The 13,191-nt window shown below is 41.2% G+C and carries 12 protein-coding genes; 7 read left to right on the top strand and 5 right to left on the bottom strand.

What is annotated here, in order from left to right; genetic code table 11:
* The first annotated feature begins 368 nt into the window (after positions 1-368).
* The 5 genes from AB5217_RS20240 (at position 369) to AB5217_RS20220 (ending at position 5,271) form a co-directional block, all read left to right on the top strand.
* The gene (locus AB5217_RS20240) at positions 369-1,391 is read left to right on the top strand and encodes a LacI family DNA-binding transcriptional regulator (protein WP_032843941.1); all 1,023 of its coding nucleotides are present in this window, start codon (positions 369-371) and stop codon (positions 1,389-1,391) included.
* 787 nt (positions 1,392-2,178) lie between these two features.
* Positions 2,179-2,493: a hypothetical protein gene (locus tag AB5217_RS20235; protein WP_004304743.1), complete on the top strand. Its 315-nt coding sequence runs from the start codon at positions 2,179-2,181 to the stop codon at positions 2,491-2,493.
* 11 nt (positions 2,494-2,504) lie between these two features.
* Entirely contained in the window at positions 2,505-2,795 is a 291-nt protein-coding gene (locus AB5217_RS20230; RefSeq protein ID WP_004304741.1) for a cell division protein ZapA, read from the top strand.
* A 123-nt stretch (positions 2,796-2,918) separates the two neighbouring features.
* Positions 2,919-4,454 (top strand): ribonuclease Y, encoded by a 1,536-nt coding sequence (gene rny / locus AB5217_RS20225; protein ID WP_004313412.1) that lies wholly within the window; start codon positions 2,919-2,921, stop codon positions 4,452-4,454.
* Positions 4,455-4,518: 64 nt separating this feature from the next.
* A complete protein-coding gene (locus tag AB5217_RS20220; protein WP_032854779.1) occupies positions 4,519-5,271 on the top strand; it encodes a copper homeostasis protein CutC in 753 nt (250 codons plus the stop codon).
* A gap of 145 nt (positions 5,272-5,416) precedes the next feature.
* Here the strand turns inward: AB5217_RS20220 and AB5217_RS20215 are convergent, their stop codons facing one another.
* The 4 genes from AB5217_RS20215 to AB5217_RS20200 all read right to left on the bottom strand — a co-directional run bounded on the left by AB5217_RS20215 (position 5,417) and on the right by AB5217_RS20200 (position 10,587).
* Positions 5,417-6,631 (bottom strand): sodium ion-translocating decarboxylase subunit beta, encoded by a 1,215-nt coding sequence (locus AB5217_RS20215; protein ID WP_004308326.1) that lies wholly within the window; start codon positions 6,629-6,631, stop codon positions 5,417-5,419.
* Between the two features lie 14 nt (positions 6,632-6,645).
* Positions 6,646-7,077: a hypothetical protein gene (locus tag AB5217_RS20210; protein WP_032843938.1), complete on the bottom strand. Its 432-nt coding sequence runs from the start codon at positions 7,075-7,077 to the stop codon at positions 6,646-6,648.
* A gap of 263 nt (positions 7,078-7,340) precedes the next feature.
* On the bottom strand, positions 7,341-7,778 hold the full coding sequence (locus AB5217_RS20205; RefSeq protein ID WP_008645296.1) for a hypothetical protein: 438 nt from the start codon (positions 7,776-7,778) through the stop codon (positions 7,341-7,343).
* A gap of 82 nt (positions 7,779-7,860) precedes the next feature.
* Positions 7,861-10,587 carry a transglutaminase domain-containing protein gene (locus AB5217_RS20200; protein ID WP_032843936.1) on the bottom strand — a complete coding sequence of 909 codons (2,727 nt, stop codon included), beginning with the start codon at positions 10,585-10,587 and terminating at the stop codon, positions 7,861-7,863.
* A 324-nt stretch (positions 10,588-10,911) separates the two neighbouring features.
* Between AB5217_RS20200 and AB5217_RS20195 the strand changes: the two genes are divergently transcribed.
* A complete protein-coding gene (locus tag AB5217_RS20195; RefSeq protein WP_004301914.1) occupies positions 10,912-11,049 on the top strand; it encodes a hypothetical protein in 138 nt (45 codons plus the stop codon).
* Positions 11,050-11,142: 93 nt separating this feature from the next.
* Positions 11,143-12,321: an aminopeptidase C gene (locus tag AB5217_RS20190; protein ID WP_032843934.1), complete on the top strand. Its 1,179-nt coding sequence runs from the start codon at positions 11,143-11,145 to the stop codon at positions 12,319-12,321.
* 161 nt (positions 12,322-12,482) lie between these two features.
* Here the strand turns inward: AB5217_RS20190 and AB5217_RS20185 are convergent, their stop codons facing one another.
* Positions 12,483-13,184: a DUF4627 domain-containing protein gene (locus AB5217_RS20185; protein WP_004304719.1), complete on the bottom strand. Its 702-nt coding sequence runs from the start codon at positions 13,182-13,184 to the stop codon at positions 12,483-12,485.
* Positions 13,185-13,191 lie beyond the last annotated feature (7 nt).

The following is a 13,191-nucleotide window of genomic DNA, read 5'->3' as shown; positions in this document are numbered from 1 at the left end:
TGTTTCGAAATTTCTATACTTCGTACTTTCTTGTCCATGACCGTTTTTTATCCTTTAATTATTACCAATTCAAATAGATGGTAAACTTTGATGTGCTTTCGACCGCACTTATAAGAAAAGAGGTGTGTTTTCATAGTTCTTTTTCTTTAGTTCGACATCATGTTGATGTAACAAAGATAAAGAACAAGAGCTTGAAAAAAAGTTTTTTCCTAACTCTTTTGCCTGCAAACGATTGCGGGAACGTTCCCAAAATCTGCAAACGTTACAAAAGCATTACACAAAAGCAAATGGGATTCGTATTTTACTCCAATATTAGGATTTATTGTTTGAAATCAATATCTTTGCTTTGATTTAAACAATCATTCAGCATGAAGTATATAACCATAAAAGACATCGCTCGACATTTGTCAATATCCGTCTCCACTGTATCTCGTGCATTGGGGGATGACAAGAATATCCGTAAAGAAACGAAAGAAAAGGTGATAGAAGCAGCTAAAAGATTGGGATATAGGCCCAACCCTGTAGCAATCAACCTTAAATACGGATATACTAATACCGTGGGAGTGATCGTTCCTGAAATGGTTACACCGTTTGCTTCACGAGTAATAAACGGAATACAAGAAGTGCTTCACACCAAAAATATAAAGGTGATTATTGCAGAGTCCGGAGGAGATCCGGAAAAAGAAAAAGAGAACCTGCAACTGATGGAAGGATTCATGGTGGACGGCATCATCATCTGCCTTTGCAGTTATAAAAGGAATAAGGAGGAATATGCTCGTTTGCAGCAAGCGGGAATGCCTATGGTGTTCTATGATCGTATTCCCTATGGACTTGAAGTCCCGCAGGTAATAGTGGACGATTATATGAAGTCATTCTTTCTCGTAGAAAGTCTGATCCGAAGCGGACGCAAACAGATTGTTCATATACAGGGACCGGACGATATTTACAACTCCATAGAACGTGTCAGAGGATACAAAGACGCTTTGGCTAAATTCGGGATTCCTTTTGATAAGAATAATATGCTGATAAAAACCGGTATGACTTTTGAAGAAGGGAAAAAAGCTGCGGATATATTAGTGGAAAGAAATATTCCTTTCAATGCTATCTTCGCTTTTACGGAGACATTGGCCATTGGAGCTATGAACAGATTGAGGGAACTTGGGAAAAAAATACCCGAAGAAATCGCCGTAGCCAGTTTTTCAGGAACCGAACTTTCCAACATAGTCTATCCCAAATTGACTACAGTAGAACCGCCTTTGTACCAGATGGGGAAAAAAGCTGCCGAACTTATTTTAGAGAAAATCAAAGATCCGGCATCTCCCAATCATTCAATCGTGTTGGATGCGGAAATCAAAATGCGTGCATCGACGCCACGTTTGGAGGTATATTAATGACTTATCTATCAGATATTATATCTTAATACTTTCCTGAAAAACAGACCGAAGTTACAAAAGTTTGCTGAATAGTAATCTTATACGATACCAACAAAAAAGAAGAATTCAGATTTATACAGTTTTGAATCATTCAATGCTCTTTCTCTATAATACGTCCAATTCTTCCAGCTCCTTCACTTTTCTTCTGTATGGCCGATAAACAAGCAGTTTGTAGGTGAATAGCTGCCCCTTCACCTACTCTTCATCGTGAATCAAATCAAATTGCAGCCTCCAGATTCCACCATTGAGTAAAATTAGTAAAGCTATTTCGTAATTAGTTTCAACCTTGTTTGAAACTAAAAGTTTCAAGGCGGGAAACACTTTGTTTCAAGTAGCGAAACGAAGTGTTTCTCGGTGTGAAACAGATTGTTTCAAGCCTTGAAACTATTTTTGAAACTACTCGCTACAGGTGAAGAGATGGTGAAATTGTTACTCTTCACCCGCAAACTCCTTATTCATCGAAGAGACAGAGAAAAGGTGAAAGAAGAAATAGAAAGATTGAAAATAAATACCCAGTAGAAAAATTTAATCGATTTTGTAATGATTCAGAATCGTACAAAAATGAATGACAATTCATTTTCAATTACTAATTCGCATTAATTTAAAATATACCATAATATTATAAGCAGTCTGTATTTGCTTCCTATGCAATACTCTACTTTCCTCTCCGTTCATAGCTAATTTAGACGAAAAAGAACATTTTCTCCCGAAAAGTTTTTGTAATATCAGAGTTAATCGTATTTTTGTGTACAATTTTGGTGTAGTGATGACAGAAGAAGAAAAAAAGTTATTGAATTCCTTTGAAACGCAACTACGGCATTTGATTTATTTGCACGATGAACTAAAGCGTGAAAATGCCGAGTTGAAGAAGCTTCTCGAAAATGAAAAGCTGAAAAACGAGAAGGTACAAGCTCAATACGATGAATTGGAAGTCAGCTATACAAACCTAAAAACAGCTACGGCAATCAGCCTTAACGGCAGCGACGTAAAAGAGACGAAGCTGCGATTGTCAAAATTAGTGCGTGAAGTCGATAAATGCATCGCTTTGTTGAATGAATAAGAAGAAGATGTATGAACGATAAAATAAAGATAAACCTGCAGATAGCAGACTCAAACTACCCGTTAACCATCAACCGTGAGGAAGAACAAATGGTACGGGAAGCCGCCAAGCAGGTAAATATCAGGCTTAATAAGTATCGGGAAGTCTATAAAAATCTGGAACCCGAAAAAATTATTGCCATGGTAGCCTATCAGTTCTCGTTAGAGAGACTGCAATTGATGCAACGTAATGATACCAGCCCCTATGTGGAGAAGGTAAAAGAACTGACAGAATTGCTGGAGGATTATTTTAAGGAAGAATAAATCCCGACCGGCTATTCGCTGATAAGAGATAAAACAACCACGCACTGCACAATATCCAAGCAAAAATAATTGCTTTGATATTTGGCGGTGCGTTTTTATTTATATACTTAAATTAAATGTAGAATGATAGCAATAATAGCAACAGCAATTGCTTGCTTCATCGTAGGAGGAGTCCTTTCATATATACTATTCCGGTATGTACTGAAATCCAAATACGACAATGTCCTGAAAGAAGCGGAGACGGAAGCGGAAGTAATTAAGAAAAACAAGCTGCTGGAAGTGAAGGAGAAATTCCTGAATAAGAAAGCGGATCTTGAAAAGGAGGTAGCATTGCGGAATCAGAAGATTCAGCAAGCGGAAAACAAGTTGAAGCAACGTGAAATGGTACTTAGCCAGCGTCAGGAAGAAATCCAACGTAAAAAGATGGAAGCCGAAGCGGTAAAAGAGAACCTGGAAGCGCAACTTGTGATTGTTGACAAGAAAAAAGAAGAACTCGATAAACTGCAACAGCAGGAAATTGATAAACTGGAAGCAATCTCCGGATTGTCTGCCGAAGAGGCCAAAGAACGCCTGGTAGAATCACTGAAGGAAGAAGCTAAAACGCAGGCACAATCATTCATCAACGACATTATGGATGATGCTAAATTAACTGCCAGCAAAGAAGCCAAACGTATCGTTATCCAGTCTATCCAACGGGTGGCTACGGAAACTGCCATTGAAAACTCTGTTACAGTATTCCATATCGAATCGGATGAAATCAAGGGACGTATTATCGGACGTGAAGGACGTAATATCCGTGCTCTGGAAGCTGCTACCGGCGTTGAAATCGTTGTAGACGATACCCCGGAAGCAATCGTTCTTTCTGCCTTCGACCCGGTTCGCCGTGAAATTGCCCGTTTGGCCCTGCATCAGCTTGTGACTGACGGACGTATCCATCCGGCCCGTATCGAAGAAGTGGTAGCTAAAGTGCGCAAACAGGTGGAAGAAGAAATTATCGAAACGGGTAAACGTACTACCATCGACTTGGGTATCCACGGTCTGCATCCTGAATTGATCCGTATCATCGGTAAGATGAAATATCGTTCTTCATACGGTCAGAACTTGTTGCAGCATGCACGCGAAACAGCCAATCTTTGTGCTGTGATGGCATCGGAACTGGGACTGAACCCGAAGAAAGCAAAACGTGCAGGTTTGCTGCATGATATTGGTAAAGTGCCTGATGAAGAACCGGAATTGCCGCACGCATTGTTGGGTATGAAACTTGCCGAGAAATACAAAGAAAAACCGGATATCTGCAACGCTATCGGTGCTCACCATGACGAAACAGAAATGACCAGTCTGTTGGCTCCTATCGTACAAGTATGTGATGCCATCTCCGGCGCACGTCCGGGCGCACGCCGCGAAATCGTAGAGGCTTATATCAAGCGTCTGAACGATCTCGAACAACTGGCTATGGCTTATCCGGGTGTAACAAAGACGTATGCTATCCAGGCAGGGCGCGAACTCCGCGTTATCGTTGGTGCAGATAAGATTGACGACAAGCAGACAGAAAGCCTGTCAGGTGAAATCGCCAAGAAGATCCAGGATGAAATGACTTATCCGGGACAAGTGAAGATTACCGTTATCCGTGAAACACGTGCGGTAAGTTTCGCTAAATAACGTAACGATTCAAAAGAAGATTCATACAAGGGCGAAGAAATTCACCCTTTTTTAATACACGACTATGGGAAAGTATCAATTTGAGATTTGTACCAATTCAGTGGAAAGTTGCCTGGCCGCACAGGAAGGTGGAGCAGACCGTGTGGAACTGTGTGCCGGAATACCGGAAGGTGGAACAACGCCCTCCTATGGTGAGATCGCCATCGCAAGGGAAGTACTGACTCATACCCGCCTGCACGTTATTATCCGGCCTCGTGGAGGAGATTTTCTGTATTCGGATATCGAAATCCGGACAATGCTGAAAGATATTGAAATTGCACGGAAATTAGGGGCAGACGGAGTGGTATCCGGTTGCCTGACAGCAGAGGGTGAAGTAGACTTGCCAGCAATGCAGAAACTAATGGAAGCAGCTCAAGGGCTATCTGTGACTTTTCACCGGGCATTTGATGTATGCCGTAACCCGCAGAGAGCATTGGAACAGATCATCAAACTGGGATGTAACCGTATTCTGACTTCCGGTCAGCAACCTACGGCTGAACAGGGAATCCCCCTTTTAGAAGAGTTACAGAAACAGGCTGCCGGAAGAATCACATTACTCGCCGGATGCGGAGTAAATGAAAATAATATCGCGCGCATTGCCGCAGAAACCGGAATCAACGAGTTTCATTTCTCGGCACGTGAAAGTATTCAGAGCGAAATGATATTCAAAAATGAAGCCGTCTCCATGGGAGGCACGGTACACATCAACGAATACGAACGAAATGTAACTTCCATACGAAGAGTAAAAGAAACGATTGATGCCGCTTTACATGGATAAATATGGCGACAAGGGATGAAATATCGTCTCATAATAGTACTAATACAAGACAGAAATGGTGAACATACAGCCTTCAAGCCTTTTGTTCACCATTTCTTTTTTGCATCATTACCAACAGTATCTCAAAACACTGCTATACTTTTATTTATAAATATGGAATTATCGTAATATAAATACCAGTAATAATAGCCGAAGTAATTACTCCCGAGATATTAGCTCCCAAGGCATCTCCCAAAACAAATGAGTCCGGATTATCTTTGCTTACAATCTTTTGTGCAACCTTCGCGGTAGTGGGTACACAGCTAACAGCTGCAATACCGATTACCGGATTGTAATTACCCCGTTTAATAATATACATGATATATCCTCCGATTATTCCTCCGATACCGGAAAGTAATAATGCTACAATACCTAATACTAGTAGTTTCAAGATCTTCGGATCAAGCAACAGATGTGCATCACAAAGTACACCCAGCAGTACGCCCAACATAAAAGTGGAGCCATAAAGCAACGGACCACTCACAAAATCATAGATATGTTTCATACCCGACTCACGAACAGCAACACCCAGGAACAAAGAGAAAAACAAAGGAGAAGCTACCGGGAACAAGAAACAGAGAATAGCACAAAGAACAGCAGAGAAAGCCAGTTTCACTTTAGCGTCATAATTCTTCGGAGCTTTCTTTGTCACCATCTTAATAGCGCGGAAGCGTTTGGGAACCAACAGTTTTACCAAGTAAGGATAGCCTCCATACGTTAAGCCCAAATAAAGATAGGCAACCACCGTAATAGGAACAAAGAGATGCTTTGCCAATGCCAACGAAGTAAACAAAACCATTGGTCCGTCGGCTCCACCCACCATAGCCACAGATGCACTTTCTTTCAGAGTCAGACCAAGAGCAGAAGCAATAGGTACTGTCAGAAAAGTGCCCAGCTCTGCGCACAAAGCCAGAAATATACTTGCAAATGGTTTCTGAAGCAGGAAGCCGACATCCAGAAGCGTCCCGATACCCATAAAGACAAAACAAGCTATCAGCCCGTTACTAAACGTCAGGGTATAAACAGGTTGCAGGAAATCTATCTGCATAGTATTCATTAATTGATCCGTATCTGAAAGCATTGGATCGAGAAAGAGATTGCCCAGTGTACCGTCGGGCATAATGAGGGTTCCGCAGTTGATAGCTACCATTCCCAATCCCATCGGAATCATTACCATCGGTTCAAGTATACCTTTCCAGCCTAAATAGATCAGTAACAAACCGAGAAGTACTAAAAAAACTCTTGCAGAAGCAAGCACCCATCCGCTTGCCATCATTGTACCAATACCTTGAAACAAGGTAGCAAAATCTATATTTTCCATAAATTAGTTTTCTTTTATTGTTTGTTGTTAGCAAGTTTCTTTGAGTTCTTTTTATTGACATGTGCCTGCTCTTCTTCCCGAAGAAAGAATTCGCGGGTATCCTGTGAATAATAATAATTCATCAGATTATTTTCAGAAGCTCCCGGACTCACGCCATGATAATAGCCGGAATAGCCAGTAAAGTTTCTGTCGATCCCCTTACTGTAATCTTCACGGAAATCTCCCAAAGCATCTTCATCTGCAATGGGAATCTGTCGGACTAATCTCTCCACCTTTTGCCGATGCTGACGCCAGCGTCGCAAACGGAGTAGCTCCAAACGGTGGGAACTATAAAAATCAAATGAATCGGCCGCATAGGCAATCAACTTAATGACCGCAGCGACAAAAAAACCGATGAGGAACGTAAGCCCCATCATCGCAAGAGTAGATAGTAATAAATGAATCATAGTAATATAAAAAATTAGGTTGTATAATCTTATTCAAATATCCTTGCTTTTATACGACGTAACTCCCGTTTCACAACGGGAACACAATATTTTAATCCTTAAAGACAGACACATCAATATCCGTCCTTTGTTCCAAGTCATAGGAAATACATTCTTTGTTTTCCATGTTAACATGAATAAAACTAAGATAATAAATAAAGGAAATGATGGTAGATGGAGGATCTGAATAGGCACCTCACCTTACCCAAAGATCAGAATATAGTCTAAATGAGAATATGCGCCAATGTATAGACGTAATACTTACATGAATATTTAGTGTAATTGACATCAAGGCCGGTATGCCCCAAACGATTCTCCGGAAGCATAACATTCAGAGAGCTCAATATCTGTATAATGACAGTATTGGTATTGAACTTCAGGTTCTTGAAAGGAACAATGCTTCTCGGAAAAGAGATATTGTCAAAAATGCAGTCACTAACATTACAAGTGGATGTCTCGTCAACAAACTGCGAATGAGAATCTTTACCTGGCTTGTCGAAGCCGGCAGAAGAAACGCAACAGCATGACACTGCTTCATATCGCATGTCATTAGACGAGGTTTCAGTTTTTTTCTGAAATCCCTGCAATTCTTTATTGGAAACATTACTAAATCCCAATACCAGAAATGCACATGCTAATATGCAAAAAATGTACTTAGTCATAATTTGCTGCAAACGTAATCATTCTTTTCCGAAAAAACGCATTTAGGGCAAGAATTAACGATTATTGTATACCTCCTCTTTTCTATAACCCATGTACAACTTTCATCAATTGCTCACCCAAACCGATTGTATATCCTTGAGAAACAAAGACTACCCTATTAAATGTATCTGCAATGATAAACACCGGCAGAATAGAATTGTTCAAATTCATAGCCTGCACTATTTCTTTGCGGATGCTGTCATCGACATCAATACCGTAAGTGATGGTAGACGGAAGTCCTTTGAATTCGTCGGCATTAAATTTTTTGTATTGTTTTTCCGAAGGGAAAAGAAAGACCATCTTACGCCCCCATTGTTCGAAGTCATTGCCCAAAGCGGCTATATCTCTTAGCGCATGATTGGTAGGTTCCTGCCCTACTCCAAGCACAGCTACTACAAAATATCCACGTCCACAGGTTTGTAGAATACTCCGCTGTTCAGTGCTGTCAACCGGACGATAGGTCGCTTCCGAATTAAAATTGCCGATCACTTGCACCTGATCTTTGCTTTCACGCATCACAAGGTCAACGGTGGTTGTCTTACCGGGTTCTATTGTAAAAAATGTACTGTTGGAAAGCACCGCGCCACTTGCCAACCGAGTTCCGGTCACCATCATATAATAGCCTTCATCAAGCTCTCTCCCATATTTTAATAAATTACGCCAGGTAGTTCCATCCCCCATATCCGTCTCTCCTTCGTCATAATTAAGTAACTGGAATGTGCCGTTTTTAAATTTGGAAAGAGTGAAATGCGAATAATATTTAGGATCTTCCACAGAGCGGATAGGAGTATAAGTAGCTTGCAATACTCCCTTTCGAGACTGTGCAGCTTCTGCCGTATCGAAGTTGACATCTTCCTTTGCAAATTCTTCATTTAGAATCTGCACCTTTCCGGTCACTTCATCAATCCAGGCAGCGGACGCCCATCCCATGCTCCGGTAAGCTGCCACAAAGAATATATCACGCGACTTTTCATCAGCCACCCGTGCTTTCCATACTCCCATCGGAGAGATAGGAATCTGTTGGGAATTCAGTTCATTATTGATTTTAATCTCTTTTCTGCACCATTCTATTAATACTTTGGGATCACGTTTCATGCTATCGGGCACAGACTGGTACACTGTTTTTTCAATGGCTTCACGAAGTACCTTTTTATAAGGAGTCAACATTTCATTGGCTATACGAGGAGGATTGAGGTACATTCTTTTAAATAAATCAGTCTCTATCTTCTCCCAATCCGAAATATTAGTCAGCAGATGATCATTCAATACATCCAGAGTTACATCGCGGAGATCTTTAGCCGAAAGACTCTCTAATATCCATATAGCCCGTATTTCTTCCCATGAAACAGCGTCTTTCTCTTTTCGGATAGGCGAAAGGAAGTCTTTCAAGGTTTGGTGGTTTCCTCGCGAAGCAACCAGGAAGTTTACTAATTTTTCTTTCTTTTCCGATTGTAAGGTATTTCCATATAGTTTATCTATCCACTCTTTGGTCTGTTTTTCCGTCATCATTGTTGCTACATACGCATTGCGGATTGAATCTTCCTGCGCCATCCGCCGATCATTTTCCGCCCGTTGTTCGGGAGTGACTTCGGGAATATTCGCTCCTTCCACCGGAGGTACAAGATCCATTGGCAAGGAATAGGCTTCACCTTCTTTCCTATTTAAAGAAAGTTGCAGTGCATCATCTTTTCCAAATGAGATTTTGGCATAACCAAATTGTCCGTTGCGGGATGCCCAAACCAACATATCTCCTTTACCGGCAGTCAGGCTGGCTTTCCCTTCTGCATCTGTATATTTCGTGGCTACTGTATAGAACTCCGCATAATTGTATATCTTAAATTCGACTTTGGCATCTGCTACCGGTTGGCCGTCGGCATCCGCCACCGTTACGATAGCTTTGGCAGTAGGGGCATAATTATCAATCACATTAATTTCTGTATAATTCGGTGTCTCAAGCATGATCTCTTCCGGACCGTTGTAACGTCCGAAAACCTTGGTATGCATCAACATTCCCCGACTGGCAGGGGAATTAAACCATCCCAAGTTCAAAACCGGTTCCGGTTCACAGGCTCCGAAGAAATACCAATGTCCATCCGCCCATGCTTCCACCCAAGCATGATTGTCATCCGTATGCGCCCAGCGGGGCGTATACACTTGCCGTGCCGGAATACCGACTGCCCGGAGCGCAGCCACCGTAAATGTAGACTCTTCGCCACAACGCCCATACGCTGTTTTGACTGATGCCAACGGTGAGCTGGTACGCGCGTCACTCGGACGATAGACTACTTTCTCGTGACACCAGTGGTTCACCTCCAATATCGCGTCTTTCATCGGCAGTCCCTTCACTCTGTCTTTTAGTTCATCATAAAACACACGACGGGAATCATCCAGATTCTCGTTATTCACCCGGATCGGCAGAACAAAATGACGGAACACTTCATCGGGAATCTCTTTGCCCCAAGGCATCTCGTCACGTGTCTGCTTCGACAACCGGACATTCTCCAAGTAATAATCTCCCGGATAGTCCGTCACATCCCCTATCGGCATATAAGCGTAGAGAAACATCAATGCTTCGCGCTCGTAGACTGACAAAATAGAATCGGCAAAGATTGCAAATAAATCTCCATGAGGAAGTGCCTGTTTTTTCTGCTCAAAGTCTTGAGCTACTTGATTCTGGTAGGATTCTTCTTTGAGGAAGTGAACATTGTTACAAGCAAACAGTACAATCGACAAAATCAGGACGCACAAAAGATGGGTGAATGTTTTCATATAAGTGTTTGGTTTATTCTATTAATAAGGTTGCTGACTGACAAAAATAGAAGAATATTTTCTGAATACCTAGATAAGTACATAAAAATGTGATAGATAAGAATAATATTGTCATTGATGGGAAAATCCGGGAATTTTGTAACAAGTTTGTAACATCGACCGTGTTCGAACCCTTATAAAAAGAAAATTCAAAAGGAAAAGAAGATTTTTATGTTTTACAGCATATAATTCGAAAACAATTTGTATCTTTGCAGTGTTATTAGAGAAAACAAGATGTAAAACCGCTCTTCAAAACGTGGAGGGCAAAAAAAGAGGAAACAAATTATGAAAAAGAATGCAAATGAAAAAATTATGATGTTACAGTACCGTATTAAACGCTATCAAGCAATGGGAAATGGTGCCATGTGCCAAACATTAAACGGTAAACTTCAAAAACTGCTGTCACAGCAGGTTGCCATGTAAATAAACACACTAATTATAATAAATAGAGCGAGGAACTTTCGAGTATCCTCGCTTTTTTTATACATTTGCAGAAGAAAGATAATAAAACACATTATGAAAAAGCTATTTATGTCGGTTGCGCTCCTCATATTGGTCGTAACCTCTTTTGCACAAACACCTGGTTATGAGTTCACAACCGTTGTATCTCACCAAGCAACGCCTGTCAAAGATCAGGGTTCCACAGGAACCTGTTGGTGCTTTGCCACCGCTTCTTTCATGGAGTCGGAACTGCTCCGAATGGGAAAAGGAGAATATGATCTCTCGGAAATGTTTATCGTCCGCCAAAAGTACATGAATCAGATGGAGGACAATTATCTCCGTCGTGGTAAAGGAAGTATCGGTGAAGGAAGTTTGGCACACACTTTCAAAAACGCTTATAAGAAAGCGGGAATCGTTCCGGAAGAAGTGTACACCGGATTGCCGGGCGATAAGAAAGACCACAATCACGGAGCATTGTCACGCTACCTCAAAGCATTGGTAGACGCAAATATTGAATCTAAAAAGCGTACTCCGCAATTTGATGCGCTTATTAATAATCTGTTCGATATTTATCTGGGTAAAGTTCCCGAAAAGTTCACTTATAAAGGAAAAGAATATACTCCTCAATCTTTCACAGAAAGTCTGGGATTGAATATGGATGATTACGTTGAACTGACTAGTTTCACTCACAAGCCTTATTATGAGACATTCTCACCTGAAGTTCCCGACAACTGGGAAAACCAGCCGATGTATAATCTTCCGTTGGACGAACTGATCGAGGCTATCGACTATGCACTGAACAAAGGATATACCGTATGTTGGGATGGTGACGTTAGCGAACAGGGTTTCTCTTTCAAGAACGGAATCGCCATCAATCCGCAAGTGGAGGATGTGAAAGATTACTCGACTACCGACCGTGCCCGTTTTGAGAAAATGCCTAAATACGAACGAATGGACGAAGTGTTCAAGTTTGAACATCCTTATCCGGAAATCAACGTAACACCGGAAATCCGTCAGGATGGTTACGAGAAGTTTGTGACAACTGACGACCACCTGATGCACATCACCGGTATTGTAAAAGATCAGAATGGTACTAAATATTATATCACCAAGAATTCCTGGGGAGCGGATAGCAACAAATCCGGAGGTTATCTGAATATGTCTGAAAGCTATGTACGTGCTAAAACAATCTGTGTGATGGTACACAAAGATTCTCTGCCTAAGGAACTGAAGAAGAAACTCGGTATTCAATAAATCGCATGAAATCAGTCCCGAAGGGAGATTGGCTGTTTCATACATTTATTTATTCAGAACTCTCCATTATATTCATATAACAAAAGAAATAGGGCAACGAAGTATCACTACTTCACTGCCCTATTTTTTTTGTTAACCTACTATATTAAATCCTTTGCTCTTTATTTCTTTTTCAATGTCACGTCACTGATTTCTACAACGCCGCCTTTGTTCTGGGAAAGAATAGCCACATAACAATCTTTCAGAATAGCAGCATCATCGTCTGTATCAGACACTTCCAAGTTAGCATTTGCTTTCTTGCTGCTAATAGCATTTACCACTTGTCCCATATCATAGTAAACCACTACTTTAGTCCATTTACCGGCCTCTTTAATTTTAAAATTGTATTGTGCACCCGAAGCATTCGGTTGAGCATCCGCGTCATAGTCTCTACGCATGAAGAAAGTAGTATTGTACTTACCATTATCATTCTTTTCCTCATTGGTCTGCTTGATGTATACGCTGACCGGAGTTCCTGCTTCTTTAGCTTTTGCATAGAAAGTAAGAACATAGATACCTTTGTCCAAACCATCGGTAATACGTTGTCCCAGGAAAGCTTTATACCAAGAGAGATTCTTTTCGGCACCGGAGTTATCCAATTTCATTGCATTCGGATATTTGGCATCTCCTGTTTCTTCCCAAGCAATAGTAGTTACACCGTCAGCTTCATTATTCATGATAAACCACTCTCCTGCGGTAGCTTTGTTGGCATTAGTCACTTTAGTCTTCACTTCAGTGGCGAATTTTTCGTTTTTTATCAGGTTCTGCGCACTTACGCTTACTCCTGCAAGGACCAAAAGGCCGGCAAATAATACTTTTTTCATCTTACTG

It is taken from the genome of Bacteroides sp. MSSM.1001136sp1_RTP21357st2_D2_RTP21359_211015, from assembly GCF_040913205.1.
Classification (GTDB): domain Bacteria; phylum Bacteroidota; class Bacteroidia; order Bacteroidales; family Bacteroidaceae; genus Bacteroides; species Bacteroides ovatus.
This window is presented reverse-complemented; position numbering and strand designations above follow the sequence as displayed.

Coding starts and splice junctions, on each gene's coding strand:
- AB5217_RS20240 (WP_032843941.1), top strand. CDS start 369: ATGAAGTATATAACCATAAAAGACATCGCTCGACATTTGTCAATATCC.
- AB5217_RS20230 (WP_004304741.1), top strand. CDS start 2,505: ATGAACGATAAAATAAAGATAAACCTGCAGATAGCAGACTCAAACTAC.
- rny (WP_004313412.1), top strand. CDS start 2,919: ATGATAGCAATAATAGCAACAGCAATTGCTTGCTTCATCGTAGGAGGA.
- AB5217_RS20220 (WP_032854779.1), top strand. CDS start 4,519: ATGGGAAAGTATCAATTTGAGATTTGTACCAATTCAGTGGAAAGTTGC.
- AB5217_RS20215 (WP_004308326.1), bottom strand. CDS start 6,631: ATGGAAAATATAGATTTTGCTACCTTGTTTCAAGGTATTGGTACAATG.
- AB5217_RS20210 (WP_032843938.1), bottom strand. CDS start 7,077: ATGATTCATTTATTACTATCTACTCTTGCGATGATGGGGCTTACGTTC.
- AB5217_RS20205 (WP_008645296.1), bottom strand. CDS start 7,778: ATGACTAAGTACATTTTTTGCATATTAGCATGTGCATTTCTGGTATTG.
- AB5217_RS20200 (WP_032843936.1), bottom strand. CDS start 10,587: ATGAAAACATTCACCCATCTTTTGTGCGTCCTGATTTTGTCGATTGTA.
- AB5217_RS20195 (WP_004301914.1), top strand. CDS start 10,912: ATGAAAAAGAATGCAAATGAAAAAATTATGATGTTACAGTACCGTATT.
- AB5217_RS20190 (WP_032843934.1), top strand. CDS start 11,143: ATGAAAAAGCTATTTATGTCGGTTGCGCTCCTCATATTGGTCGTAACC.
- AB5217_RS20185 (WP_004304719.1), bottom strand. CDS start 13,184: ATGAAAAAAGTATTATTTGCCGGCCTTTTGGTCCTTGCAGGAGTAAGC.